Annotated in this window: 28 protein-coding genes; 12 read left to right on the top strand and 16 right to left on the bottom strand. The window is 67.6% G+C overall.

The features are described from left to right. Positions 1-64: 64 nt before the first annotated feature. Together FA702_RS08760 and FA702_RS08765 are read right to left on the bottom strand one after the other, a co-directional pair. Positions 65-454, bottom strand: a complete 390-nt coding sequence (locus FA702_RS08760; protein ID WP_233497485.1) for a hypothetical protein — start codon at positions 452-454, stop codon at positions 65-67. A gap of 208 nt (positions 455-662) precedes the next feature. Then, a complete protein-coding gene (locus FA702_RS08765) occupies positions 663-1139 on the bottom strand; it encodes a hypothetical protein (RefSeq protein ID WP_168196032.1) in 477 nt (158 codons plus the stop codon). 284 nt (positions 1140-1423) lie between these two features. Here FA702_RS08765 and FA702_RS08770 point away from each other — a divergent pair, with 284 nt between their 5' ends. After that, positions 1424-4225, top strand: a complete 2802-nt coding sequence (locus FA702_RS08770) for a DUF3857 domain-containing protein (protein WP_168196033.1) — start codon at positions 1424-1426, stop codon at positions 4223-4225. 163 nt (positions 4226-4388) lie between these two features. On the opposite strand, the gene typA is transcribed toward FA702_RS08770, so the two are convergent. Next, positions 4389-6230, bottom strand: a complete 1842-nt coding sequence (typA, locus tag FA702_RS08775; protein ID WP_136955837.1) for a translational GTPase TypA — start codon at positions 6228-6230, stop codon at positions 4389-4391. 427 nt (positions 6231-6657) lie between these two features. On the opposite strand from typA, the gene FA702_RS08780 reads away from it, so the two are divergent. Together FA702_RS08780 and FA702_RS08785 are read left to right on the top strand one after the other, a co-directional pair. Beyond that, a complete protein-coding gene (locus FA702_RS08780; protein WP_255504779.1) occupies positions 6658-9399 on the top strand; it encodes a TonB-dependent receptor in 2742 nt (913 codons plus the stop codon). Between the two features lie 143 nt (positions 9400-9542). After that, the gene (locus tag FA702_RS08785) at positions 9543-9959 is read left to right on the top strand and encodes a DUF805 domain-containing protein (protein WP_136955838.1); all 417 of its coding nucleotides are present in this window, start codon (positions 9543-9545) and stop codon (positions 9957-9959) included. Here FA702_RS08785 and FA702_RS08790 read toward each other — a convergent pair. Genes FA702_RS08790 through FA702_RS22775 form a run of 11 tightly spaced genes read right to left on the bottom strand, consistent with a single transcriptional unit; the run spans position 9956 to position 14411 of the window. Beyond that, positions 9956-10768 (bottom strand): MOSC domain-containing protein, encoded by an 813-nt coding sequence (locus FA702_RS08790; RefSeq protein ID WP_136955839.1) that lies wholly within the window; start codon positions 10766-10768, stop codon positions 9956-9958. The two genes, FA702_RS08785 and FA702_RS08790, sit on opposite strands and share 4 nt — an antisense overlap. Next, entirely contained in the window at positions 10765-11115 is a 351-nt protein-coding gene (locus tag FA702_RS08795; protein ID WP_136957322.1) for a YbaN family protein, read from the bottom strand. Before FA702_RS08795 ends, FA702_RS08790 begins: the two co-directional genes overlap by 4 nt. A 7-nt stretch (positions 11116-11122) precedes the next feature. Then, on the bottom strand, positions 11123-11536 hold the full coding sequence (locus tag FA702_RS08800; protein ID WP_136955840.1) for a SufE family protein: 414 nt from the start codon (positions 11534-11536) through the stop codon (positions 11123-11125). 54 nt (positions 11537-11590) lie between these two features. Then, the gene (locus FA702_RS08805; RefSeq protein WP_136955841.1) at positions 11591-11824 is read right to left on the bottom strand and encodes a hypothetical protein; all 234 of its coding nucleotides are present in this window, start codon (positions 11822-11824) and stop codon (positions 11591-11593) included. Positions 11825-11850: 26 nt separating this feature from the next. Then, a complete protein-coding gene (locus FA702_RS08810) occupies positions 11851-12114 on the bottom strand; it encodes a hypothetical protein (protein WP_210417608.1) in 264 nt (87 codons plus the stop codon). A 33-nt stretch (positions 12115-12147) separates the two neighbouring features. Beyond that, a complete protein-coding gene (locus FA702_RS08815) occupies positions 12148-12420 on the bottom strand; it encodes a hypothetical protein (protein WP_190287275.1) in 273 nt (90 codons plus the stop codon). After that, the gene (locus FA702_RS08820) at positions 12417-12713 is read right to left on the bottom strand and encodes a hypothetical protein (protein WP_136955842.1); all 297 of its coding nucleotides are present in this window, start codon (positions 12711-12713) and stop codon (positions 12417-12419) included. Before FA702_RS08820 ends, FA702_RS08815 begins: the two co-directional genes overlap by 4 nt. 41 nt (positions 12714-12754) lie before the next feature. Beyond that, complete coding sequence (gene pspC / locus FA702_RS08825) at positions 12755-13132, bottom strand: envelope stress response membrane protein PspC (RefSeq protein WP_124809980.1); 378 nt, start codon at positions 13130-13132, stop codon at positions 12755-12757. Further along, positions 13129-13437, bottom strand: coding sequence for an envelope stress response membrane protein PspB (pspB, locus tag FA702_RS08830; protein WP_124809981.1), 309 nt, complete (start codon positions 13435-13437; stop codon positions 13129-13131). The genes pspC and pspB overlap by 4 nt, the downstream gene beginning before the upstream one ends. 3 nt (positions 13438-13440) lie before the next feature. Next, the gene (pspA, locus tag FA702_RS08835; RefSeq protein ID WP_223806685.1) at positions 13441-14256 is read right to left on the bottom strand and encodes a phage shock protein PspA; all 816 of its coding nucleotides are present in this window, start codon (positions 14254-14256) and stop codon (positions 13441-13443) included. Further along, the gene (locus FA702_RS22775; RefSeq protein ID WP_168196034.1) at positions 14253-14411 is read right to left on the bottom strand and encodes a hypothetical protein; all 159 of its coding nucleotides are present in this window, start codon (positions 14409-14411) and stop codon (positions 14253-14255) included. Before FA702_RS22775 ends, pspA begins: the two co-directional genes overlap by 4 nt. A 176-nt stretch (positions 14412-14587) precedes the next feature. Here FA702_RS22775 and pspF point away from each other — a divergent pair, with 176 nt between their 5' ends. Together pspF and recF are read left to right on the top strand one after the other, a co-directional pair. After that, positions 14588-15613: a phage shock protein operon transcriptional activator gene (pspF, locus tag FA702_RS08840; RefSeq protein ID WP_136957323.1), complete on the top strand. Its 1026-nt coding sequence runs from the start codon at positions 14588-14590 to the stop codon at positions 15611-15613. Between the two features lie 123 nt (positions 15614-15736). Then, positions 15737-16810: a DNA replication/repair protein RecF gene (gene recF, locus FA702_RS08845; RefSeq protein ID WP_136955843.1), complete on the top strand. Its 1074-nt coding sequence runs from the start codon at positions 15737-15739 to the stop codon at positions 16808-16810. Here the strand turns inward: recF and FA702_RS08850 are convergent, their stop codons facing one another. Continuing rightward, positions 16811-17518: a GDSL-type esterase/lipase family protein gene (locus tag FA702_RS08850; RefSeq protein ID WP_125954545.1), complete on the bottom strand. Its 708-nt coding sequence runs from the start codon at positions 17516-17518 to the stop codon at positions 16811-16813. A 64-nt stretch (positions 17519-17582) separates the two neighbouring features. Here FA702_RS08850 and FA702_RS08855 point away from each other — a divergent pair, with 64 nt between their 5' ends. The 3 genes from FA702_RS08855 (at position 17583) to FA702_RS08865 (ending at position 21221) form a co-directional block, all read left to right on the top strand. Next, positions 17583-18272 carry an ABC transporter ATP-binding protein gene (locus FA702_RS08855; protein ID WP_136955844.1) on the top strand — a complete coding sequence of 230 codons (690 nt, stop codon included), beginning with the start codon at positions 17583-17585 and terminating at the stop codon, positions 18270-18272. Beyond that, on the top strand, positions 18269-20836 hold the full coding sequence (locus tag FA702_RS08860) for an ABC transporter permease (protein ID WP_136955845.1): 2568 nt from the start codon (positions 18269-18271) through the stop codon (positions 20834-20836). The genes FA702_RS08855 and FA702_RS08860 overlap by 4 nt, the downstream gene beginning before the upstream one ends. Positions 20837-20960: 124 nt before the next feature. After that, positions 20961-21221: a hypothetical protein gene (locus FA702_RS08865; protein WP_125954542.1), complete on the top strand. Its 261-nt coding sequence runs from the start codon at positions 20961-20963 to the stop codon at positions 21219-21221. A 6-nt stretch (positions 21222-21227) separates the two neighbouring features. Here FA702_RS08865 and queF read toward each other — a convergent pair whose 3' ends face one another. Beyond that, entirely contained in the window at positions 21228-21680 is a 453-nt protein-coding gene (gene queF / locus FA702_RS08870) for a preQ(1) synthase (RefSeq protein WP_136955846.1), read from the bottom strand. Between the two features lie 225 nt (positions 21681-21905). Between queF and FA702_RS08875 the strand changes: the two genes are divergently transcribed. The 4 genes from FA702_RS08875 (at position 21906) to FA702_RS08890 (ending at position 26327) form a co-directional block, all read left to right on the top strand. Beyond that, positions 21906-23069 carry a hypothetical protein gene (locus tag FA702_RS08875; RefSeq protein WP_136955847.1) on the top strand — a complete coding sequence of 388 codons (1164 nt, stop codon included), beginning with the start codon at positions 21906-21908 and terminating at the stop codon, positions 23067-23069. A gap of 98 nt (positions 23070-23167) precedes the next feature. Next, on the top strand, positions 23168-24028 hold the full coding sequence (gene sseA / locus FA702_RS08880) for a 3-mercaptopyruvate sulfurtransferase (protein ID WP_136955848.1): 861 nt from the start codon (positions 23168-23170) through the stop codon (positions 24026-24028). 44 nt (positions 24029-24072) lie between these two features. Further along, positions 24073-25308 carry a cystathionine beta-lyase gene (gene metC / locus FA702_RS08885; protein WP_136955849.1) on the top strand — a complete coding sequence of 412 codons (1236 nt, stop codon included), beginning with the start codon at positions 24073-24075 and terminating at the stop codon, positions 25306-25308. Next, positions 25305-26327, top strand: a complete 1023-nt coding sequence (locus FA702_RS08890; protein ID WP_370385508.1) for a mechanosensitive ion channel family protein — start codon at positions 25305-25307, stop codon at positions 26325-26327. The genes metC and FA702_RS08890 overlap by 4 nt, the downstream gene beginning before the upstream one ends. Positions 26328-26329: the final 2 nt, after the last annotated feature.

Consider the following 26329-nt stretch of genomic DNA (forward strand, 5'->3'; position numbering starts at 1 on the left):
CCCTTCGTGCTTGGCGAGTACACGAAAGGTAGCGGCCAAGGCTCGGTCGTGAACTCCGGCGATTTTACCAGCCGCGCCGGTATCCATGGTGCCAGCCGCCGTGCCAGCCCCAGCCCCCGCGATAGACAACCACAGGCGGAGGCGGCGGCGGCGCGTAATAGTAGCTGCGCGGATAGACCGGATAGGCGGGATAGACCGGCGCCGGATAGGCGGGGTACGCCGGATAATCGGCATAGTAGCCGCGATCGTAGTAGCGGTCCCGGTGGTTCGACGCGATGGCCGCGCCGACCGCCAGGCCGACAATGCCGCCCGCGATCGCCGCGCCGGTGCTGTCACCGCCACGATGGCCGTAATAGGGACCGCCGTAGTAGGGGCGCGCCTGTGCCGGTGCCGCGGCCGCCAGCGCGGTGGCCGCCAGCGTCATCGCAACGATGCCCTTCTTGAGATGGTTCACGACTGTTCTCCTCATATGCCGTGTCGGTCCCTGGCACGGACTGTTGCCTTTTCATCTGCCCGGCTCGCGCTGAACGGAGCCTGAAAAATCGCGTCACACGGCGTTATCGAGGCACGATCCGCCGCAAAATGCCGCCATCCCGGTGGGATTTCATTGTCGGGGCGACGGCTAAAACGGGACGGAGTCGCCTCCGTCCCGTCCCCCCGGATCAGTTGCCGTAAGGATAGCCGCGCGGATCGCCGCGATAGCCGTCCCGGTAGTCGCCGCCGTAGCCGTTGTTGTAGCCCTGCCCGTTATAACCCTGCCCGTTGTAGCCGTCCCGCCCGTAGTAGCCGTTGTCGTTGTAGCCGCGGCGGGCGTAATAACCCTCGTCGTCGCAGGGCCGGCCGTTCTGATCATAGCGGCGACCGTCGCGGTCCCAGTAATAGCCATCGCGCCAGGTCCAGCCGCGATCGCGGTAGCGGTCGTGCTTGTTGCTGTTGGCGCTCGAGGCGATCAGCGCGCCGATGGCGATGCCGACGATCCCGCCGACGATAGCGGCGCCCGTGGCGTCGCCACCCCCGCGATGATAACCGCCGCCATAGCCGCCGCCGTAATAGGGACGGGCCGAGGCCGGCGCGACGCTGCCGAACGTGGTGGCGGCCAACGCGGTGGCGAGGATCGCCTTCTTCGCGAATTGCATCATGAGCGTTCTCCCGGCACGGTCCCTGGAAAGCCCCGTGCCTTCCCCGATGTGCCGCCGTGGGAAGCGGTCTAGGCGATTCGCGCTGAACGAAACCGGAAAGGAACTGGCAGCTTTCGTTCAGGTTCATTCCGGATTTGATGAACAACTGCACGACCGGAGGGACGGCGGAAATTGTGTGCGTTTTGGCGGTACGGGTTGCGTTGCGGCAAATAACTCGCCCTACTTCAACAGGGTTAAGCGGGTTCGCCGATGGCGTGCGCCCGCCGGTACGGGGGCAAAGACGCATGGGCAGAATCGGTTTGGCGGGTGTTTCGGCAATGGCGTCCGTGCTGGTGGCGCAATCCGCCGTCGCCAGCGAAACGCCGCTGTATCAACCTTCGCCCGCCTGGATTCACCCGGTTTCGCTGCCCGCGACGCTGGCGAGCGACAGTGCGTTCGCGCCGCTCTACGACTGGCAGGTGCGGATCGCCGATGGCCGGGTGTGGAGCTATTTCGACATCACGGTCAAAATGACCAACGCCGAAACGATCGCCAGCAACTCCACGCTCGCGCTGCCATGGCTGCCGGACAAGGGCGATCTCATCGTTCATGAAGTCGCGATCATCCGCAACGGCGCCACGATCGATCTGCTCAAGGACGGCAAGCGGTTCGATGTCCTGCGGCGCGAACAGCAGCTGGAACAGCGCCAGATCACCGGTCTCCTGACCGCCACGATGGAGCCTGAGGGCCTCCAGATCGGCGATACCCTGCGCGTGCGCGCGTCCGTCACCACGCTGGACAAGGCGCTGGGCGATCGCGCGCAGTGGCAGGCGCCGCTGATCGCATTGCCGGCCAAGACCAGCGGCGCGACGATGGCCCTGAGCTTCCCGTCGAAGCGGCCACCGCGCTGGCAGATCGTGGGCGCCACCCCGCAGACCACCACGGTCACCCGAGATGGCTTCACCACCGTATCCGTGGCGCTGCCCACGCCGAAGAAACCGGAGATGCCCGGAGACGCGCCTTTGCGCTTCCGTCAGCCCGCTTTCATCGAAGCCTCCGATTTCGCGTCCTGGAGCGATGTCTCGAAAGTGATGAGCCCGCTGTTCGCTACGGAAGGCAAGATCGAGAAGGACGGAGCGCTGGCGGCGGAAATCGAATCGATCCGCAAGGCCAGCGCCGACCCGCTGACGCAGGCGGCCCTGGCGCTGCGCAGCGTACAGGACAAGATCCGCTATGTCGCCGTTCAGATGAACGGCGGCAACTATGTTCCGCAGGCACCGGAGCGGACCTGGTCGATACGGTATGGCGATTGCAAGGCCAAGACGCTGCTGCTGCTGGCGATGCTGCGCGCGCTGCAGATCGATGCCGAGCCGGTTCTCGCCAGCGCGACGATGGACGATCTGGTGCCGCAGCACTTGCCGTCGGCGGGCGCCTTCGACCACGTTTTCGTGCGCGCACGCATCGGCGGTCGATCGGTCTGGCTCGACGGGACGGACACGGGCACGCGCCTGCCCGATCTCGGCGACACGCCGGCGATGCGGCAGGTGTTGCCGCTGCGCACGGACGGGGCGGAGCTCGAAGCGATCGAGCGAACCGCGCCCGCGCGCCCTACGGTCGATATCACGCTGGACATCGATGAAAGCACCAGCACCGATTTGCCCTCGCTGACGCAGGTCAACGCCGTCTTCCGGGGCGGCACGGCCATGCTGATGAATACCGCCCGGGAACAACTGGCGGAAAAGGAACACGAACAGTTCCTCGAAACGATGCTGCAACGGCTGCTTGGCGAAGGGCAGTTCGTCGATCTCGCGTCCAAGCCCGATCCAGACCTCGGGACGGTGGCCGTGTCCGGCAAGGCCGTGTTCACGACGCCGTGGACCACCGAGGACCACGTGCGCAAACGGCAGGTTGCGCGCCTGAGCGGGGACCAGGAATTCAGCCCCGACCGCGCGCGCACGTCCTGGGCGAATATCCCGGTAACGACCGGCACGCCGGATCGCATGCACTACAAGGCCCGCATCCGCCTGCCGGAAGATGGCCGGGGCCTGACGGTCGAAGGCGAACGCCATCTCGATACCGAGGTGGCCGGGCGGCACCTGCAGCGCAGCCTCTCGCTGGAGGGCGCCGTGCTGACCCTGGACGAAACGATGACCATGGCCGGCACCGAAGTGGCGCCTTCCGCCGTGGCCGGCGAACGGGACCGGGCGGCCGCCGTCAGCGCGCACGCGCCACGGCTGATCGCGCCGCTCGACACGCGGCGCCGCTGGCAGTTGACCGACGCGGTGGCGCGCGCCTCGTCCCAGATCGCCGGCATCAACGCCGTCTATGAACGCGCGATCGCCACCGCCGAAGCCGACGACATGGTGCCCTGGAGCAACCGGGCCAACTATCGCAAGGGCATAGGCGACTGGAAGGGCGCCATCGCCGATCTTTCGCACGTGATCGCCACCCACCCGTCGGTCGACGATTACCTCGTGCGCGCCGACATCTACGATACCGTCGGCGATTATGCCGCGGCCGAGAAAGATGCCGATGCGGCACGGGCGCTTGATCCGTCATCGACCGCCGCGATCGGCCGGTTCGCCTACTATGCGGCGAAACAGGGCAAGGTGGACAATGCGCTGGCCCTGCTGGACGAAAAGATCGCGCTCGGCGGCCAGACGCGCTTCGACTACCAGATGTCGCGCGCGCAAATTCTCGGCGAGTTCGGTGATCCGGCGGCGGCGATCGGGCAATACGACGCGCTGATCGTGCAGAAGCCGGGCAAGCCCAGCCTGCTGAACGGGCGCTGCTGGACCAAGGCGCTGCGGCAGGTCCAGATCGATACCGCGCTGAAGGATTGCACCAGCGCCATCGAACTGAGCGACGACACTTCCGAAATCCTCGACAGCCGCGCGGTCGTCTGGCTCCGGCTCGGCAAGTTCACCGAAGCGCTGGCCGATATCGACGCCGCGCTGGTCCAGTCGCCCGGCCTGGCGCAGAGCCGCTACATCCGCAGCCTGATCCTGCGGCGTCTGGACCGCGGGGCCGAGGCCAACAGCGAACGCGAACAGGCCCTGCGCATCCTGCCCATGGTCGAAAAGGAATACCACCGCTACGCGCTGTAGGGGGATTGGGGAGATCGGCCGCAAGTCCTGCTCCCCTCCCGCTGGCGGGAGGGGCCGGGGGTGGGCAACACGCCATCGCTTGCAAACGCCATAACCGCGAAAAAGGCGGCAGGACCGAAGTCCCGCCGCCTTTCCTGTATTCCGTTGACCGGGAAACCGTGGCTTACGCCGCTTCCTTCTTCCGGCTGGCCTTCTTGCGCTCGTTCGGATCGAGGATCGCCTTGCGCAGGCGGATCGTCTTCGGCGTCACCTCGACCATCTCGTCATCGTCGATATAGGCGATGGCCTGTTCCAGCGTCATGATCTTCGGCGGGGTCAGGCGGATCGCGTCGTCCTTGCCGCTCGACCGGAAGTTGGTGAGCTGCTTGGACTTCATGGGGTTCACTTCCAGATCCTCGGGCTTGGCGTTCTCGCCGATGATCATGCCTTCGTAGATCTTGTCCTGCGGACGGATGAACAGGATGCCGCGTTCCTCAAGGCTGTTGAGCGCATAGCCCACCGCCTCGCCGGTGCCGTTGGAGATCAGCACGCCGTTGAGCCGCCCCTCGATCGGCCCCTTGTGCGGGCCGTACTTCTCGAAAAGCCGGTTCATGATGCCGGTGCCGCGCGTGTCGGACAGGAATTCGCCGTGATAGCCGATCAGGCCGCGCGACGGGGCGGAGAAGATGATGCGGGTCTTGCCCACGCCCGAAGGCTTCATCTCGGTCAATTCGGCCTTGCGGCGCTGCATCTTCTCGACGACCGTGCCCGAGAATTCGTCGTCCACGTCGATCACGACCGTTTCGTAAGGCTCGGTGCGCGCGCCCGTCTCGTCGGTGGCGAACAGCACGCGCGGGCGGCTGATGCCGAGTTCAAAGCCTTCGCGGCGCATCGTCTCGATCAGCACGCCCAGCTGGAGTTCGCCGCGACCGGCCACTTCGAAGCTGTCCTTGTCCGCGCTTTCGGTCACGCGGATGGCGACGTTGGTTTCCGCTTCACGCAGCAGGCGGTCGCGGATCATGCGGCTGGTCACCTTGTCGCCCTCGCGGCCCGCGAAGGGGCTGTCGTTGACGGCGAAGCGCATCGCCAGCGTCGGCGGATCAATCGGCTGCGCGGCGATCGGCGTGCTCACCGAAGGATCGGCGATGGTGTTGGCCACGGTGGCCTTTTCGAGCCCGGCCAGCGCGATGATGTCGCCCGCGCGGGCTTCTTCCACCGGCACGCGGTCCAGCCCGTTGAACGACAGCAGCTTGGAGGCGCGGCCGACCTCGATCACCTTGCCTTCGGCATCCAGCGCGTGGATGGGCTGGTTGACCTTGATCGTGCCCGACTGGACGCGGCCGGTCAGCACGCGGCCCATGAAGTTGTCGCGATCGAGCAGCGTCGCCAGGAACGAGAACGGGCCGTCCACGTCAAGGTTCGGCGCGGGCACGTGGGCCACGATCTTCTCGAACAACGGCTCCAGCGTGCCTTCGCGCGCGGCCTCGTCCTCGCTGGCGTAACCGTTGCGGCCCGAGGCGTAGAGCACCGGGAATTCGAGCTGTTCGTCGTTGGCGTCGAGGCTGACGAACAGGTCGAACACCTCGTCCAGCACTTCCTGCGCGCGGCCGTCGGGACGGTCGATCTTGTTGACCACCACGATCGGCTTGAGGCCGAGCGCCAGCGCCTTGCCGGTGACGAACTTGGTCTGCGGCATCGCGCCTTCCGAGCTGTCGACCAGCAGGATAACGCCGTCGACCATCGACAGGATGCGTTCCACCTCGCCGCCGAAGTCGGCGTGGCCGGGGGTATCGACGATGTTGATGCGCGTGGTTTCGCCCGACTGGGGCGAGGTCCATTCGACCGAGGTGCACTTGGCCAGAATGGTGATCCCGCGTTCCTTTTCGAGATCGTTGGAATCCATGGCGCGTTCTTCCACGCGCTGGTTGTCGCGGAACGTGCCGGACTGGCGGAAGAGTTGGTCGACCAGGGTGGTCTTGCCGTGGTCGACGTGGGCGATGATCGCGATATTGCGCAGGGCGGACATGATGGCGCTTTCGGTAAGGCGGGTGTTCTGGGTTCGGACCCGCGCGCCACTTACAGGGGCAGGCCGGCTCGGGCGCGCGCTTAGCGGGAATTGTGCGTTGCGGCAAGGACAGTCTGGCGCCGGGCGGGATCGCACCCCCGCTTCGCGCCCCCTGTTACCCCCGCCGCTACCCCCGCTGTTACCGGCATGCCACAGGCCCGGCCTTAGCCGCCACGCCGCCGGAAAAACATCAAAATGCCGATTGTAACGCGTCCTTCAGGCTCATATTGGTCCATCCCAGAAGGGATGAGGGGTGTCGATTTCCCGTCGGAATGGACGGAAGGCTTTGTTCCGGGGGCGTTTTTCCCGCCATCTGGTGCCGGCTTCGGCCACGGGCCTTCCCCGCGCCTGCTCCCGTTACCAGCTCAGCTACAGGATTGGTTGCCACATGAAATTTGCCGAACTCGCCCGCGCGGGCCTGCTCGTGGGGGTCTGCGGTTTCACCATGACGGTGCCCGCCGTCGCTTTCGCGCAAGCCCAGGCCATGCCGCAACAGGCCGCCACCGACGGGGAAGAAGCCCTGCCCGCGCCGGAAGAAGACGCGAAGCCCGCCACCGACCGTGGGGAAGACACCACGCAGGGCAACGAGATCGTCGTCACCGCGACCAAGCGCGAACAGACGCTGCAGGACGTGCCTGTTGCCGTCACGGTCACCAGCGCGCAGACGCTCGAACGCGCGCAGATCCGCGATCTCAAGGATCTCGCCAGCGTGGTGCCCTCGCTGCGCGTCAACCAGCAGCAAAGCTCGGCCAATACCAACTTCATCATTCGCGGCTTCGGCAACGGCGCCAACAACGCCGGGATCGAACCGTCGGTCGGCGTGTTCGTCGATGGCGTCTATCGCTCGCGCTCGGCCGCGCAGATCGGCGATTTTCCCGATGTGCAGCGGATCGAGGTGCTGCGCGGACCGCAATCCACGCTGTTCGGCAAGAACGCGTCGGCCGGTGTCGTCTCCGTGGTCACGCAGGCGCCCCAGTTCAAGTTCGGCGGCAATCTGGAGGCGACCTACGGCAATTACGATGCCGTGGTGCTCAAGGGCGTGGTCACCGGCCCGGTGGCCGATAACGTCGCGGTCAGCCTGGCCGGCGGCTACAACAAGCGCGATGGTTACATCCACGATCTGGGCACCGGGCACACCCTGAACGACCGCAACCGCTGGTTCGTGCGCGGGCAGGCGCTGTGGGAAGCAAGCCCCGCCCTGCGCGTGCGGATCATCGGCGATTACAGCCGCATCAACGAGAACTGCTGCGCCGCGATCAATCTCCAGCCTTCGGCCGCCACCACGGCGATCCGCGCGCTGGGCGGCAAGGTCAACAACGCGGCGGACCGCTATGCCGACGTGACCTACAGCAACTTCGATTCGCCCAACGACATCCGCAACTGGGGCCTTTCGGCGCAGGCCGACTATGACCTCGGCCCGCTGACCTTCACCTCGATCACCGCCTACCGCCGCACGGATGCGGTGACCAACCAGGATTCGGACTTCACCAGCGCCGACCTCCTCGGCGAGAATTCGCAAGACCTGCGGATCAAGACCTTCACCCAGGAATTCCGCGTCGCGACCAATATCGAAGGTCCGCTGAACTTCATGCTGGGCGGGTTCTATTTCAACGAGAAGATCGACCAGTCCAACCGCGTCGCCTATGGTTCGCAGTATCGCCCCTATGCCGATCTGCTGATCCGCTCGGGCACCGGCGGCGCACTGAACGCCTCCTCGCTGGAAGCGACGATCAGCGGGCTGACCGGCCAGAACTACGCCGGCCGCTTCTTCGGCGCCGGACAAGGGCTGGACGAACGCTATCGCCTGAAGAACGAGGCGTTCTCGATCTTCGCGCAGGCCGATTTCAAGGTGCACGATCGCCTGACCATCACCGGCGGCATCAACTTCACCCGCGATACCAAGCATTTCTCCGCGCAGGTCGCGTCGAGCGACGTGTTCTCGGGCCTGTCGCTGGCGGACATCGGCCAGACCGGGCTGACGCAACAGTATCTCGCCACGGCGGTCGGCACCGCGCTGGGCCTGGGCGCGGCGGCCAATGCCGCGCAGATCCAGGGCTTCGCCACGGCCCAGCCCGGCATCTTCGGCACGCTACGTACGCAGGCGGCCGCGTTCGGCGCGGCCAATGCCAACCTCACGCCCGCGCAGGCGGCGGCCAGCGGCAATCCCGGGCTGGTCGGCAACCCGCTGCTCGCGCTCAAGAGCCTCCAGTTCCTGCCGCCGTTCCTGGGCGTGCCCAACGGCGTGGAGCCGGGCCGCACCAGCGACAGCAAGTTCACCTATACCGCGCGGATCGCCTACGATCTGACGCGGCGGATCAACTTCTACGCCAGCTTCGCCACCGGCTTCAAAGCCAGTTCGATCAACCTTTCGCGCGATAGCCGGCCGGCCGCCTCGGACGCGGTGGCGCTGGCCGCCGCCGGGCTGACACAGGTCAACCAGACTTACGGCAGCCGCTTCGCCGGGCCGGAAAGCTCGACGGTGCTGGAACTCGGCCTCAAGGCCAACTGGGGGCTGGTAACGATGAACGTCGCCGCCTTCCGCCAGTCGATCAAGGGCTTCCAGTCCAACATCTTCACCGGCACCGGCTTCTACCTGTCGAACGCCGGCAAGGAAACGGTGCAGGGCCTGGAATTCGAAGGCACCGCGCGGCCGGCGCGCGGCGTCCAGCTGTCGATGGCGGTGACCTACCTCGATCCCAAGTACGACAGCTTCGGCCTTTCGGCGGTGGGCGATCTTTCGGGCACGCGCCCGGCGGGGATTCCCTCGATCTCGGCCACCTGGGGCGCGCAGATCGACCATGCCTTCCCCAACGACGATCACCTGATCCTGCGCGGCGATTTCCACTACGAAACGCAGGTGCAGATCCAGGAAGGCCTGCCCGGCTTCCTTTCGGGTGGCACCGACGCAGCGATCGCGGCGGCGCGGCCCTTCACGCGCGAGGTGAGCGAACTCAACGGCTCGCTCACCTGGGCGATGCGCAACGGCATCGAGCTGTCGGTCTGGGGCCGCAACATCCTCAACCACCGCTGGCTGCTCAACATTTTCGATTCGGTGGCGCAGCCCGGCTCGATTTCGGGCTACGTCAACCAGCCGCGCACCTGGGGCGGCACGGTGCGCTACCGGTTCTGAAAGACCGCTCCACAATCGCGCCGATGCGGAGGAGGAAAGGGAGGCCGCGGCCTCCCTTTTTCTTGCGGACCGCCGGAAATCGTGCGTTTCTCCGCTTTATAGGCCGCCAGCGTGTCAGAGCGGCCCAAGCAGGGGATTGTCCGATGGAATGGATGTTGATGCCGTACCGGCGCTATGCCGATTTTTCCGGCCGTTCGCGGCGCAAGGAATACTGGATGTTTATCCTGTTCACGGCCATCGTCTACGCGGTCGTTTTTTCACTTATGATGGCTGGTGGCTTCAGCTTTTCGCCCGATGGAACACCCTCGCGGGGGCCACTGTTCTGGCTGGGCGCGCTGCTTCTGGGGTTGTTCGTACTTGGCAGCTTTATCCCGTCGATAGCCGTGCAGGTCCGTCGCTTTCACGATCAGGACAAGTCCGGCTGGTTCGTGCTGCTGGCCTTCGTGCCATACGTCGGCGGTTTGATCGTGCTGATCTTCATGTGCATCGAAGGCACGCGCGGCCCCAACCGCTTCGGCCCCGATCCCAAGAATCCCAACCAGGCGGACGTTTTCGCCTAAAGCACCTCCACCGTGTCCCCGACCGCGATCGCGGCGGGGCCGTCGGGAATCGCGTTCTGGCCGAAGACCGGCATCTTCTGCCAGACGCGGCCCATCGCCTTCAGCGTATGCAGCGGTTCGGGGCCGGTGCTTTCGCCGGTCTCCACGTCCTGCGTGGTAATCACGCAGCGCGTGCAGGGCTTGACCACGCGCAGCGTCAGGCCGCCTACGCGCAGCCGCCGCCAGCCGTCCTCGGCAAAGGCCGCCCCTGCGCCTTCCAGCACGATGTTCGGCCGGAAACGCGCCATGTCCACCGGCGCATCGAGCCGCGCGTTGAGCGCCGCAAGCGATTCGACCGTGGTCACCAGCAGCGGAAAGCCATCGGCGAAGCTTACCCGATCGCCCGCCGCGCCATAGTCCGGGTGGACCGGGCGCACCGTTTCCTCGGCCATGTGGACCAGCCGCACCGGACGCCCGAACAGCGCGGAAAGCCATGCGGCGGCGGCGGGGCCGGCATCGTGGCCAGCCACCTCGTCTCCCCACACGCGCACCGGCAGTTCGGGAGCGCCCGACAGCGGCACCGGCACGTCCATTTCGCTTGCGGCATCGACACCGGGCACGCGATGGCGCAGGCGCAGCCCGTGCTCCGTGGGCCGAGCCGAAACCAGCGCCATCGCCGGCAATTCGCGGCGGGTGAGGAAGCGGCCGTCCTCGCGCACCATCATCCAGCGCCGGTCGCCTTCCAGCCCGCGCGACGTGACCATGGCCCGCGTCATGGCCTCTCCGCCCATCGACTTGACCGGGTAGCGGTGCAGGGAAACCACTTTCATTCCGCGCGCGTCCATATCCAGGTGCCCGAAATCGCCATGACCGCCGCCGGGACAAGCACCCAGGGCCAGCCCGCGATCAGGGCGGTGATGCCCACGCTGATCGCCATGGCAATCAGCGCCGCCTTCTTGGCGCGGCGCGAGATGGCGCGGCGTTCCCGCCACTGGCGCAGCGCGGGGCCATATTTCGGGTGATCGAGCAGGCGCTGTTCCCACGCCGGATTGCCCTTGGCGAAGCAGAACGCAGCCAGCAGCAGGAACGGCACGGTCGGCAGCAGCGGCAGGAAGGCTCCCACCGTCCCGATCGCAACGAAGGCAAGGCCGGCCCCCGTCCAGAGATGCCGGCCCAGCACGGCGCTATCCGGCCGCGATCCGAGCGGCGTGTTCGCGCACCAGCGCGATCATGTTGGGCACGCCCTGCGTCCGGTTGGAGGAAAGCTGGTTCTTCAGGTCGAACGGCGCCAGCCGCGCGGCGATGTCGGTTCCGGCCACGTCCCGCGCCGGCCGGTCCTGCACCGCGGCCAGCACCAGCGCGACGATGCCCTTGGTGATCGCCGCGTTGCTGTCCGCCAGGAAATGCAGCTTTCCAGCCCCTTCGTTCTCGATGGGATAGACCCAGACGCTGGCCGAACATCCGCGCACCAGTGTGGCGTCGGTCTTGAGCGCATCGGGCATCGGCTCCAGTTCGCGCCCCAGTTCGATCAGCAGGCGATAACGTTCGTCGCCATCGAGAAACGCGTATTCTTCCAGAATGTCTTCAAGGCTGCGCATCAACTGTCTTGCCGTCCACGGTCCGTCTTGCGCGCCGGGATAGGCGCAGGACCGTCAGAGGTCCACCCCGCTTGCGATGGCTTCCAGCTTGCGGATGCGTTCCTTGAGATCGGCCACCTCGATCAGGCCGACCGCCGGCATATCGCCATGGCGGTGCTGGAGTTCCAGCCGCTTGAAGGCCAGCCAGCCGTTCCAGGCGCGCAGCAGCGCCGCGGCGACGATGACGAGGCCCACCAGCGCGGCGGCGGCGATCAGGGTGGGATCGGTGAACAGAGTCGTGTCCGGCATGTTCGTTCTCCGGTAGGGCGGGCGCGTCAGCGGTCGCGCAGCGCCTCGATCTCGCTGGCCAGACGGCGCGTATCGTGCGCCTGGCTGGTGCTGGCGTCGGTCACGATCCGCTCCACCACTTCCAGCCGCTTGCGCAGGGTTTCCACCTCGCGCTCCAGCTCGGCGGTATAGGCGGGATCGGTGGGTGGGCCGGCCTGGTACCCTTCGCTTTCATGCCAGCGGCGGTGCATCCGCATCTTGGCAAAGGCGAGGATGGCGACAATGGCGACCATGGCGCTCCAGAAACTCACGGGCGTATTTCCTTGTACCTGCGGTTGAATACCTCAGTGGACTTCGGTTTCGCGCAGTGCCTCGATCCGCAGCGCGAGGTCCGTGCCGGAATCGGTGACGAGCCGTTCCAGGACGCGCACGCGCTGTTCCAGCCGCTCGTTGTGCGCGATGTATTGCGCGGTCTTTTCCGCCGTCTGGCGCGAAAGCAGTTCCATTTCCCGTTCCTTGAACGCCAGGCGGCGCTTGTAGAGGTCCGAGACGATGCCGAGCGTGACGGGCAGGCCGATGACGATGCCCAGCGCGGCGAGAAAGACCGATGGCATCATGGCCGCAACTCCGGCCGGGCCATAGCCTCGGCGGCCAGGATGCCGGCGCCGTCGGAACGGAGCGCCTCGATCTGCGCGGCCACGTCATAGCTCTTGTCGGTGACGATGCGTTCGAGCACGCGGACCCGCTCCTCCAGCGCCTTGACCTGCGCCGCGGTGGCGCCGTCGCCCTGCACCGCGCCCGCTTCCACTTCACGGATGCGCAGTTCGGCCATGCGGCGCTTGTGGCGCGTGACGATGGCCACGATCGGGATGCTAAGCGCCACGATCGGTATCGAAATCGGATCGAACATCGGTCATTTTCCCCTCAGCGCTGCCCCGGAATGACCGGATTTCAGCGCAATTTCTCGATCTCGGCCGAAAGGCGCGGATTGCTGCTGACATAGAAGCTTTCCACTTCGGCCAGCCGGCGGTCGATATCGCGGAACTGGGCGCGGACTTCGCGGGCGGTGCGCGCCGGAGACTGGCGGACACCCTGCCAGAACTTCTGCTCCTGCCGGTCGCCGTAAAGGTAGCCGGGCTTCTTTTCGGACAGGAAGCCGAGCGCCAGGTACACGAAGGGCAGGAAACCGAGGCCGCAGAACGTCAGCACCACGAAGCCCAGCCGGACCCACAGCACGTCCACGCCGGTGTAATCCGCGATGCCCGCGCAAACACCCATGAACTTCCCGTTAACCTTATCCCGGTAGAAGCGGGTTCGTGGACTATTCACTTCGACATCCCCTTCTTTTCGGCGAGCATGCGATCAAGCTCTCGCAGCTGCTGGTTGTCTGTTTCGCGATCGTGCTGAATGCGCGCGGGGCGGAATTCCGGATTGTCGGACGCTACCAGCCGCTCCACCGTATCCATCCGCTCGTCCAGGCGGCGCGCCAGCTGGTACAGTTCGTCCAGCAGCGCCTCGTCGCCCGTGGTCAGCGTGGCGGCGGTCTTCCAGCGGGTTATGTAGTGAAGGATGATCCAGGGTAACCCGACGAAGATTCCCAGGATCGCAACGAGCGGGATGAGCACCTCTTCCATGGATCAGTTGCCTTTCGCCAACGCGCGCTTCATCGCTTCGAGTTCCTCATCCACCTTGTCCTGCCCGGCCAGCGCGGCGATCTCGTCCGCCAGGCTCGGCGCCTTGCCATCGGCCAGGTTCAGCGCATCGGCACGGCCTTCGGCATAGTCGACGCGGCGTTCGAGCTGGTCGAACCGGGCAAGCGCCTCATCGACGCGCTCGTTGGTGAGCAGGCTGCGCAGGCGGACGCGGTTCTCGGCGCTTTCCAGCCGCGCGGCGATCGCCGTCTGGCGGCTGCGCGCTTCACGCAAACGGGTCTGGAGCTTCTCGATGTCCTGCTCGTAGGCGCGCATCGCGTCGTCGAGGACGCCGATCTCGGCCTTGAGCTGTTCGGCCATGTCGGTCGCCTTGTTCTTCTCGACCAGGGCGGCGCGGGCCAGATCCTCGCGATCCTTGCTGAGCGCGAGCTGGGCCTTTTCCGCCCAGTCGGCCTGGAGCCGTTCCAGCTTCCCGACGTGCCGCTGCATCTCCTTCTGATCGGCGATGGTGCGCGCGGCGGAGGCCCGCACTTCGACAAGCGTCTCCTCCATCTCCATGATGATCATCCGGATCATCTTGGCAGGATCGTCCGCCTTGTCCAGCAAGTCGTTGAAATTGGCAGCAATAATGTCGCGCGTCCGCGAAAAAATGCCCATCAGGTTGACTCCGTTGGTGAAGATGGGACGCGATTGGCCATTCGCGTCCTGGAAACGGGTGTTGGCGCGCAGCGCATCCAGTTCCGCATCGAAGCGGGACGCGCGCGACCCTTCCGGTCGTACCGGGGTCAGGTCTTCGGTCACGCCAGTTCGCCGGTAATCGCGGCGCTGGAGGCCAGCACCTGCGGCGCGGCCTGAATCTGCTGGGTCAGTGCGAAGCAGTTGAGAGCCAGCATCGCGCCAATGCTGGCGAGCGCTGCGCGGCCGAGCTTGGTCGAAAAGAAGCGGGCGGTGTACATCTGCATTCTCCGTGGAAGCGTGGCCGAAGATACCGGGCCAGTGCGTTTGTTCACCTTTCAGCAAGCCGCGTGCCAAACCGCGGGAAATCCCGGAAATCCGCCATTTTTATGCCCGTGTCGCACCTATGACATGGCATCCGTTGCCTTGATTTGGTGAAATATGCTAAAACTTGGCGATGGATCGGGAAGTTCAGTTCATCGGCCAGTCCGGCGCGTTTCTTGACGCCGTCGAACGCGCCAGCCGCGCCGCGCCCATGCGCCGTCCCGTGCTGGTGATCGGCGAGCGCGGCACCGGCAAGGAACTGATCGCCGAAAGATTGCACCGCCTGTCCACCCGCTGGCAGGAGCCGCTGATCACCCTGAACTGTGCTGCACTGCCAGAAACCCTTATAGAAGCTGAACTTTTTGGCCACGAAGCCGGTGCTTTCACCGGCGCGACGCGCGCCCGCGCCGGCCGTTTCGAGGAAGCGGACAAAGGCACGCTTTTTCTCGACGAACTGGCGACTTTGTCGATGAGCGCGCAGGAGAGGCTGCTGCGCGCGGTCGAATATGGCGAAATCACGCGGATCGGCGCCTCGCGTCCGGTGCGCGTGGACGTCAGAATCGTCGCCGCGACCAACGAAGACCTCCCAAAAGCCGCGGAAGAAGGCCGTTTTCGCGCCGATTTGCTCGATCGGCTGAGTTTCGAGGTCATTACCCTGCCCCCGCTGCGCGTGCGCGAGGGCGATATCGCGGTTCTGGCCGATTATTTCGGACGGCGCATGGCCGCCGAGCTGCACTGGGATTCCTGGCCCGGCTTTGCCCCCCACGCGGCGCGGCAGCTGGAAGACTATGCGTGGCCCGGAAATGTCCGAGAGTTACGTAACGTAATCGAGCGCGCGGTCTATCGCTGGGACGATTCTGGCGCCCCGATCGCGCATATTCAGTTCGATCCGTTCGAAAGTCCGTGGAAGCCGGCGTCCCTGCCGCGCATCGCGGAGGCCCCGTCGCCCGCGCCGGCAGCCTCGCCAAGAACGGCACAAGATTTTGATTTTATTGACGATCTTCGCGGCGCCGTGGACGCGCATGAGCGCGCGATCCTGGAACACGCGCTCGGACGGCACCGCTACAACCAGCGCCAGACCGCAAAAGCGCTGGGCCTGAGCTACGATCAGCTCCGGCACTGCCTGAAGAAGCACGGTCTGCTCGAAAAGGGCGATTAGTTACGTAACGAAATGGATTTTGTTACGTAACAATAGGCCATTTCATCACGTAACGCGCGCTGCCAGACCCGCCAGCGCCGAAATCGGTTCCCCCCTGCCTGTACGATGTTCTAAGCCGCCGCCATGTCGCTCACCCGCCTCACCTTGCGTCATTTTCGCAACCACGTGGCGACGCGCCTGGAAAAAACGCGCGATTTCAATATCTTGGTCGGCGAGAATGGCGCCGGCAAGACCAACGTGCTCGAAGCGGTCTCGCTGCTGGCGCCCGGACGCGGTTTGCGCCGGGCGCAGCCCGCCGAAATGGCCGGGCGCAGCGGCGATGGAGGCTTCGCCGTGGCGGCGGAACTGGAAGATGGCGCGGTCGCGCTCGGCACGGCCAGCACGGCGGATGCTCCAAACCGCCGGAATGTAAGGATAAATGGTGCGGAAGGGCCGGCAGCACGGTTGGCCGAGTGGCTCTCCATCACCTGGCTGACCCCGGCCATGGACCGCCTCTTCGCCGAAAGCGCGAGCGGACGGCGCCGCTTCCTCGATCGGCTGGTGCTGGCGCGCCTGCCCGGACACGCCCGAAATGCCGGCCGTTACGAGACGGCGTTGCGCGAACGCAACCGCCTGCTGGCCGATCCGGCCGATCCCGACCCGCTGTGGCTGGACGCGCTTGAGGCGCAAATGGCTGAAAACGGAGCGTTAATTGCTGCCGCCCGGCGCGATCTGGTCGCCGACCTGACGCGCGCTATCGCGGTGCTGCCGGAGCAGCCTTTCGCCCGTCCGGCGCTCGAATATGCCTCCGAAACGCCTTCGGACGGCGAAGAATTGCGCATTTTGTTACGTAACAACCGTCGCCGCGACCGCGCGGCAGGGCGCAGTTTGACCGGTCCGCACCGCGATGACCTGGCCGTGACCCTCGCCGCCAAGCAATCGCCCGCCGCGGACTGCTCCACGGGCGAGCAAAAGGCCATGCTCATCGCGATTGTGCTGGCCCACGCACAGCTCACCGCCGGCGAGCGGCCCCGCCTGCTGCTGCTGGACGAAATCGCCGCGCATCTCGATCCGCTGCGCCGCGCGGCACTGTTCGAGCGATTGGCGGCATCGGGCGCACAAGTGTGGATGACCGGCACCGAACTCGCCCCGTTCGAGGAAATCGCAGGCGGCAGCGCGGTGTGGCGCGTGGCGGACGGCGTGGCCACGCGGGCCTGATCAGGCCCCGTGCCTGTCCTCCGCCGCCTTCAGCGCCTTCGCCACATCGCCCTGCGTGGCCACCACGATGCGATCGATTCCTTGCGCGTTTGGGTGGATATTATCGCCCAATAACAACGCTTTGTTGCCGATCACGGGTTGCAGGAAGAACGGCACCAGCGGCACGTCGTACTTCTTCGCCAGCGCCGGCCAGATCGGGTTGAACGCCCGTGTGTAGTCCGCCCCCATGTTGGGCGCGGCGAGCATTCCGGTGAGCATCGCGGGCAACCCGCGCTTCTTCAATTCGGCCAGGATCGCATCGAGATTGGCGCGGGTTTCGGCCGGTGGCAGCCCGCGCAGCATGTCGTTGCCGCCCAGCCCCACCAGCACCAGCGCGGGCTTTACGGGCTGGTTGTCGAGCGTGAACGCCAGCCGTTGCAAGCCGGCCGCCGTGGTATCGCCGGAGACGCCCGCGCCCACCACTTTCACCGGCGTTCCCGCCGCGTTGAGCGCCACCTGCAGCTTCGCCGGATAGCTCTCGTCCTGCCGGAGCTGGTATCCGGCGTAGAGGCTGTCGCCGAACGCCAGGATCACCGGGGCGTTGGCGGGAACGGGCGCGGCCGAAACCGCCGTCGTTGGGGACGCGGAAGGCTCTGAATCCGCAGTTTTTTCGCCCGAACAGGCGGCCAGCGACAGGACAAGGGCGATAACGAGCGGGAAACGGCGCATGGGGGCTTTCTGGATCGGACGGCACAGGTTGCGAAGCGCAACCAATCTATGCCACTCCTGCGCGGTGACAAGCACCTCTCCGATCATCTCCGCCCGCAACCTGACCCTCCATCTCGGCTCCGGCGAGGGCCGCGTCGACATCCTGCGCGGCATCGACCTCACCGTCGGTGCGGGCGAGATGCTGGCGCTGCTCGGCCCCTCCGGATCGGGCAAAAGCTCGCTTCTGGCCGTGCTCGCGGGGCTGGAACGCGCCAGCGGCGGCGCGCTGGAGGTGGCCGGCGCCGATTTCACCGCGCTCGACGAGGACGGCCTTGCTGCCGCGCGGCGCGGGCGAATCGGCATCGTCCTGCAGGCGTTTCACCTCCTGCCGACGATGACCGCGCGCGAAAACGTCGAAACGCCAATGGAACTGGCGGGCATGGCCGGGGCCGAAGCGCGGGCGGAGGCCGAACTCGGTGCCGTGGGGCTGGGCCACCGCCTGAATCACTATCCGGCGCAGCTTTCCGGCGGGGAACAGCAGCGCGTCGCCATCGCCCGCGCGCTGGCGCCGCGCCCGGCGATCCTGTTCGCGGACGAGCCGACCGGCAATCTTGACGCGGCGACCGGCGCGGCGGTGGCGGACCTGCTGTTCCAGCGCGCGCGGGAAGCCGGGGCGACGCTGATCATGGTCACGCACGACGAGGCGCTGGCCGCCCGCTGCGGCCGCGTGGTGCGGCTCGCCGATGGCGAAATCGCTTCGGATTCAACACGATGACGGCAAGCCGGATGGGCTGGGGCACCGCCTGGCGGCTGGCCCGGCGCGGGCTCGACTGGCGCTTTCGCGGCCTGCGGCTGCTCCTCGTCTGCCTGGTGCTGGGCACCGCCGCGCTGGCCGCGATCGGCACGCTGACCGGCGCGATCGAGCGCGAATTGACCAGCCGGGGCCGCGTGCTGCTGGGAGGCGACCTGCAATTCACGCTGGCGCAACGCGGGGCGTCGGACGCCGAAATGGCGGCGATGCGCGCGCTGGGCACGGTTTCGGCCGGCACGCGGCTGCAGGCGATGGCCCGGCTGCCGCAGGGCGACGACGTGGCCGTTCCGGTGGAGCTGAAAGCGGTGGACGCGCGCTGGCCGCTCTATGGCGCGCTCACGCTGGAAGGCGGCCGCCGGGCCGGCGCCCCCACCGGCATGACCGCGTGGATCGCCCCCGGCGTGGCCGACCGGCTGGGCGTGACAGCCGGCGGAAAACTGCGGATCGGCGATGCCCTGCTGACCATCGGCGGGGTGATCGCGGACGAGCCGGACCGGCTTTCCGAAGGGTTCTCGCTTGGCCCCACCGTGATCGTCAGCCCGGAGGCGCTGGCCGCTTCGGGGCTGGTCCAGCCCGGATCGATGATCCGCGCGAAATACCGCGTCCGCCTGCCCGCCGGTGGCGCGGCCGCCGATCCGCAAGCGCTGGCCGATGCTTTCACCGCGCGCTTCCCCGTGGCCGGGTTCGAGGCGCGCACGCGCGACAAGGCATCGCCGGGGCTGGACCGCTTCGTCGGGCGCATGGGGCAGTTCCTGGTGCTGGTGGCGCTGGCGGCGCTGTCGATCGCCGGGATCGGCATCGGCAACGGCGTGTCCTCCTATCTCGAAGCGCGACGCGGCAGCATCGCCACGCTCAAGATTCTCGGCGCGGAAAGCCGCGATATTGCAAGAATTTACCTGCTGCAGATGGCCGTCGCCTCGGCCATCGCGATCGCTACGGGCCTGCTGATCGGCGTGGCCACCACGCCGTTGCTGGGCCGCGCGCTTTCCGGCCTGCTGCCGGTGGAAGCGGGCGTGGTGATCGACGCGAAGGCGCTGCTGCTCGCCGCCGCCTATGGTGCGCTGATCGCGCTGACCTTCGCCGCGCCGCCGCTGATCCGCGCGCGCGAGTTTCCGGCGATGGCGCTGATGCGTGCCCGCGTCAGCCCACTGCGCACGCGGTGGCGGGCGGCGGTACGGTCCATGGGCTTGCCGGTCGGGGCGGGGCTTGCCGGCATCGCCGCGCTGGCGATCGCAACCGCGCCGCAGAAGGAACTGGCGGCGGGCTTTCTCGGCGGATCGGCGGCGCTGTTCGTGCTGCTGGCGGCCCTCGGACTGGGCCTCGCCCGGCTCGCCGCGCGCCTGCCGCGTCCGCGCGGGGCCATCGCGCGCATGGCGCTGGCCAACCTGCACCGCCCCGGCGCGCAGACCAGCGCGCTGGTGGTGGCGCTGGGCTTCGGCCTGTCCGCCTTCGTGCTGCTGGCGGCGGTGGAGACGAGCCTCGATGCCAATATCGCGCGGCGCGTGCCCGATCGCGCGCCCGATTACTTCGTGCTCGACGTGCCGCGCGATGGCCTTGCCCGGTTCGAAACGGTGGTGCGCCATGCCGCGCCCGGTGCGACGATCCGCACCGTCCCCGCGCTGCGTGGCACGATCGTCGCTTATGGCCCGCAAGACCGGATGGTGCGCGTGGCCGATCTCAAGGAACTGCCCGAAAACGCCTGGGCGCTGCGCGGCGATCGGGGGCTGACCTATGCCGAGACGGTGCCGGAGGGGAACACCCTCACCGCCGGCAAGTGGTGGCCAAAGGACTATGCCGGCGAACCGCTGGTCTCGGTGGACGCGGACCTCGGCAAGGCGCTGAACCTGAAGCTGGGCGACCGGATCACGGTGGGCCTGCTGGGCGTGGAGCGCACCGCCACGATCGCCTCGTTCCGGCAAATCGACTGGGAAAACATGGGCTTCAACTACGTGCTGGTGTTCAGCCCCAACGCCATTGCCGATGCGCCGCACAACCTGGCCGCCACGATCGAGCTGCCCCCCGCGGCGAAATCGCCGGGCGTACGCCGCGCGATTCTCTCGGGCCTCGTCCGCGCGCTGCCATCCAGTTCGGTGGTGGAAATCGGCCCGGTGCTGAACCAGGCGCGCGACATCCTCTCGCAGATGGGCACGGCGATCCTCGCCGCCGCCAGCGTCGCGATCCTGGCCGGCATGGCGGTGCTGGCCGGCGCGATCGCCGCCGCGCGCGAGCGGCAGCAGTACGACAACGTGATCCTGCGCGTGCTAGGCGCCAGCCGGCGGCAGCTGCTGACGCTGATTCTCGCCGAATATGCGCTGCTTTGCGCGGTGCTGGCCGTGATCGCGCTGGTGCTGGGCTGCGGCGCGGGCTGGCTGGTGATCGTGCGCCTGTTCGATTTCGCGTGGATGCCCGGCTGGACGCGCATCCTCGTCGTGCTGGGCGCCGGCGTGGCGCTCGTTCTGGTGCTGGCGCTGGCGGGGTCGCTGGGGCTGCTCCGCACCCGCCCGGCGCAGGCTTTGCGCGAGCTTTAGGGCCTGACTTCGGTTCGCCATTGCGAACGCACTTGAAGCAATCCAGAGTGCTGCGTGCGGCTCTGGATTGCCACGGGGCTTCGCCCCTCGCAATGACGATACCGCCCGCTTTCACAGGGGACTCATGGATTTCGACGACCAGATGCGCCGCTATTTCGGCACCACCGAGCTGGAAACGCTGACCCCGGCCGCGCTGGAAAGCGGCAAGGAGCGGCTGGCGGTCGAGTTCGGGCTGGAGCGCGACCGGGGCCGGCGCTTCGCGATGTGGGCGCTGATGCACATCCTGGGCAACGCGCCCGATCTCGACGTGGCGTTCAAGGACCCGGCGGATCAGGACATCGCCCGCGATTTCATGGATATGCTGGCGCAGGCCAGCGGCGGTTAGCCCGCGTTACCGGCCGCGATAGGCGGGGACGCCCTGATCGGGCAGCCACAGCCCTTCCGGCGGCGCGCCGGACTGCCAGAACACGTCGATCGGGATGCCGCCGCGCGGATACCAGTAGCCGCCGATGCGCAGCCAACGGGGGCGCATCTCGTCGAACAGGCGCTGGCCGATGCCGACCGTGACATCCTCGTGGAAGCCGTTGTGGTTGCGGAACGATCCGAGGAACAGCTTGAGCGCCTTCGATTCCACGATGGTTTCGCCGGGGGCGTAATCGATCACCAGATGCGCGAAATCGGGCTGGCCGGTGACCGGGCAGAGCGAAGTGAACTCGGGCGCGGCGAAGCGCACGAGATAGAGCGCGCCGGGGCGCGGGTTGGGCACGTAGTCCAGCACCGCCTGCTCGGGCGAGGCGGGCAGCGTGCTCGTCTGGCCGAGGTGGAGGGGTCCGTTTGCAGCCATGGGGCCTTCCTTGGGAACTAGGTCTATGGCCGCAGCCCATGCACCCGCCGCCGATCAAGGGCAAGCCGGCGGATTGCCTCCCGCCAGCAAGGCGCTATTCAGGCGCGCTTGCGCTCGGCTGGCCGGCAAGGCGGCAAGACGCACGGCAAGACAATACGGACGGAACGAATGACGGCAGGGTTCAGGGGCGGAAACCGGCGGACAGGTGCGATAGCCACGGCGGCCATGGCGGCGGCGCTTCTGGCGCACGGCCCGGCCGCGCGGGCGCAGCAGGACTACCAGTTGCCCAGCGCCACGCCGACCCCCACGCCACCGCCCCGCGCCGCCGGCCCTGTGGCGGAGGGCGCGCCCCCCCCCACGCCGGTCGCGTCGCCGACGGGCGCGCAACCGACGATCGTGCTGCCGACGCCGCGTGCCACGCCCACAGCCACGCCCGCGCCTACGCCGGCCGTCTCCCCTTCCACCGCGCCAGACCGCCGCGTCCGGCCCGAGGCGCGGCCCACCCCGACCGCACCCGCGCCCTCCCCCACCCCCGCCCCGGCCGCCTCGACAACGCCGGAGCCGCTGCCGGAAGCCGATGCGTCCACCGCGCCTTCGGCCGCGCCGGAACCGGAAACCACGCCGTCCGGGGCGCCTGTCGCCAGCACGCCGGATACCGGCGGATGGCTGTGGTGGATCGGCGGCGGCGCGCTGGCGCTCGCGGTGCTGGCGCTGGCTGCCTGGGCGCGACGGCGGCGGCGAGCCGCTCCGGACGAGCCGGCTGAAGTGCAGGAGGCAGAGCCGGAGAGTGCGCCTTCGGTTGCAGCGATGCCGGTCTCCCGCCCCGCGCCAACGCTCCTTCCGCCGCCGCCTGCGCCCGCACCTTCCCCCGTGGCGCCCGCAGCCGCGCGCGGCCTCGTGCTGACACTCGAAGCGGTGCGGCTGGGCGCGACGCTGGTCAACACCACGCTTGCCTACCGCCTGACCGCCACCAACGCCGGGCCGGACGCGCTGAGCGACATCGCGATCAGCGGCGACATGACCGCAGCGCACGCCTCGCGCTCGATGGAGGAACAACTCGGCATCGCCGGGCCGGAACTGCCGCCGATCGGCCGGATCGAACGGCTCCAGCCGGGCGAAAGCGCCGTTCTGGAGGGCGAATTCCGCCTGCCGCTGGCTGCCGTCACGCCGATTCGCCACGGGCAGGCGCAGCTTTTCGTGCCGGTGGCTCGGTTCGACGCCTGGGCCAGCGACAGCGCGCACCGGGCCGTCTCGGCGCGGGCCGCGTTCCTGGTCGGGCAGGATAACGCTACGGCATCCGACCGTCTCCAGCCGTTCCGGCTCGACCTTGGCCCGCGCGTGTGGGACGCGATCGGGCAGCGCGCGCTCGAAATACCCGAAACGCTCTGAATCGTTCGTTTTTCAGTCTCGACGCGTCTTGGCCGCCTGCCTAAGTATAAGGGGAATCCGCGATAGACGGATCACCCATGCAGGCAGGAACAACCACGATGGATCCCTTGGTCTCGACCCAGTGGCTCGCGGACGAAATTGGCGCGAGCGATTTGCGCATCGTCGACGCGAGCGCGTTTCTTCCCGAGCAGAAACGCAATCCCGCGCTGGAATACGAAGCCTGCCATATTCCCGGCGCGGTCTTCATGGACCTCGCCAATCTGGTCGACACCACTGCGCCGGTGCCCAACACCCTGCCATCGGCCGAAAAGTTCGCCAGCCGGATGCAGAGCCTGGGCCTGGGCGACGGCAGCCGCATCGTGCTCTACGACGACAGCCCGGTGAAGAGCGCCACGCGCGCCTGGTTCATGCTGACCATGTTCGGCGCGCAGAACGTCGCGCTGCTCGATGGCGGCATCGCCAAGTGGAAGGCCGAGGGCCGCCCGTGCGCGCAAGGGCGCGAGACATTGCGGCACCGGCACTTCACCGTCTGGAGCGACGAGAGCCACGTCCGCTCCAAGGCCGACGTGCTGCGCAACCTGAAGGACCGGCGCGAACAGGTGATCGACGCGCGCGGCGCCGGGCGCTTTACCGGCGAACAGAAGGAAACCAACCCGGCGCTGGCCAGCGGGCACATCCCCGCCTCGCGCAACGTGCCCTATGCCAGCCTGTTCCGGCCGGACGGCACCTGGAAAAGCCCCGACGAGATCCGCGCGCTGTTCGACGCGGCCGGCGTGGACCTGTCGCGCCCGCTGATCAGCTCGTGCGGATCGGGGATGACGGCCAACGTGCTGATCTTCGCGCTGCACCTGATCGGCAAGGACGACGTCTCGCTCTACGACGGCAGCTGGTCCGAATGGGGCGCCGATCCGGCGACGCCGAAGGAAACCGGGCCGCAGGCCGCCGTGCAGCCGGCCTGAAGAGGCGCCTCGAAAGCCCACGCAAGGTTTGCTAGGGGCCGGCGATGAGCAGCACGCGCGATGATCGCCCCCTGAAGCCCGCCACCCGCCTTGCCGCCGCCGGCCGGCGGCCCGAATGGACCGGCACCGCCGACCAGCCCGGCGCGGTGGTCAGCCCGGCGGTGTGGCGCGCCAGCACCCATCTCTATCCCGACATGACCGCGCTGCGGCAGGGCGGCGGCCGCAACGAGGACGGGCGCTTCTACTACGGGCGACGCGGCGCGCCGACGCAATGGGCGCTGTGCGAGGCGCTGACCGAACTGGAGCCCGGCGCGGCCGGCACGGTGCTCTATCCCTCGGGCGTGGCCGCCATTGCCGGCGCGCTGCTGACGGTGCTGCGCCCCGGCGACGTGCTGCTGCTGACCGACAACGCCTATGAGCCCAGCCGCGCGATGGCGCGCGGACTGCTGCGCGATTTCGGCGTGGAAACGCGCTGGTTCGATCCGTGCGACACCGCCGCGTTCGAGGCGGCGATCTGCGAACGGACGCGCGCCGTGCTGCTCGAATCGCCCGGCAGCCTGACCATGGACGTGCAGGACGTGCCCGCCATGGCGGCGATCGCCCGCGCGGGCGGCATCGTCTCCGTGCTGGACAACACCTGGGCCGGGCCGCTTGGCTTCCCGGCGCTGGAAAGGGGCGTGGACATCACCGTGATGTCGCTGACCAAGCATGTCGGCGGCCATTCCGACGTGATGATGGGCAGCGCCTCGGCCGGTGCGGAGTGGTACCGCAAGCTGCGGCTGCGCGCACAGGGGCTGGGCCAGGTCGTCTCGCCCGACGACGCGGCGCTGGTGCTGCGCGGCCTGCGCAGCATGAACGTGCGGCTCGACCGCGAGACCGCAAGCGCGCTGGCCATTGCGCAATGGCTGGAAACGCGGCCCGAAGTGGCGCGCGTGCTCTGCCCGATGCTGCCGGGATCGCCGGGGCATGATCTGTGGGCGCGCGATTTCGCGGGCGGCTGCGGCCTGTTCAGCTTCGTGCTGAAAGGCGGCTCCAGCGCGGCGCGCGACGCGCTGATCGACGCGCTGGCGCTGTTCGGCATCGGCTACAGTTGGGGCGGCTTTGAAAGCCTGGCGACGCCGGTCGATCCCGCCAGCATCCGCACCGCCTCGGCCTGGCCGCTGCCGGGCATGAACCCCGACGACCGCTTCGGCGTGCGCCTGTCGATCGGGCTGGAAGACGCCGGCGACCTTATCGCTGACTTGGAAGCCGGGCTGGCGGCCTGGGCGGCGGCGCTGTGAAGCTCGCTACCGCCATGCTCGCCGCGGTCATGTCCGATTCGGCGGTCCACGGGCAGGTCGTGCACGGCTGGGCCAAGTTCCGGCGCGATGCGCGCGCGTTCATGGACGTGCTCGACGATTACGGCTTCGACATCGGGCACTACCACATCTCGGTGTTCAACGCCGCGAAGATGGTGCTGGTGGTCGTGGCGATGTTCATGATCGCGCGGCTGGGCAGCCGGATCGCGCGGCATCTGTTCTCGCGCATGACCAGCCTGGACAGCGCGCAGCAGGTGCTGGGCGAAAAGCTCGTTTCGCTGGCGGTGTGGGTCTTTGCCTTCCTGCTGGGCATCGACCTGCTGGGCATCAGCCTGACCGCGCTGACGGTCTTTTCCGGCGCGTTCGGCCTTGCCATCGGCTTCGGCCTGCAGAAGACCTTCGGCAACCTGATCGCCGGGATCATCCTGCTGATGGACCGCTCGATCAAGCCGGGTGACGTGATCGCGGTGAACGACGGCAAGGGCAGCAGCTTCGGGCAGGTCCGCAAGATCGGCATCCGCGCGGTCTCCGTCGCCACGCGCGACAACCGCGAATACCTGATTCCGAACGAAAACCTGATGACCAGCCAGGTCGAGAACTGGTCCTATTCCTCGCGCGAGGTCTCGATCCAGATCCCGGTGGGCATCGCCTATGGCAGCGACATCGATCTGGCCGAACGGCTGATGCTGGAAGCCGCGCGCGGGGCGAACCGGGTGCTGGCCGACCGACCGCCCGGCGTACTGCTCAGCGCCTTCGGCCCCAATTCGATCGACATGGTCATCGTGTGCTGGATCGGTGATCCGGAAGAGGGCGTGGGCAACGTCCGCTCCGAAGTGCTCAAGCGGGTGTGGCACCTGTTCCGCGAGAACGGCATCGAGATCCCCTATCCCCAGCAGGACGTCTCGCTCAAGGATTCGGAAGGGCTACGCCGGCTGGCCGATGCGCTGGCGGCGCGGCACGAGGCGCGCGATCAGCCTGAGCCGGCAGGGCAGGATGATTAGCC

The sequence above is a fragment of the Novosphingobium sp. EMRT-2 genome (assembly GCF_005145025.1).
Classification (GTDB): Bacteria; Pseudomonadota; Alphaproteobacteria; order Sphingomonadales; family Sphingomonadaceae; genus Novosphingobium.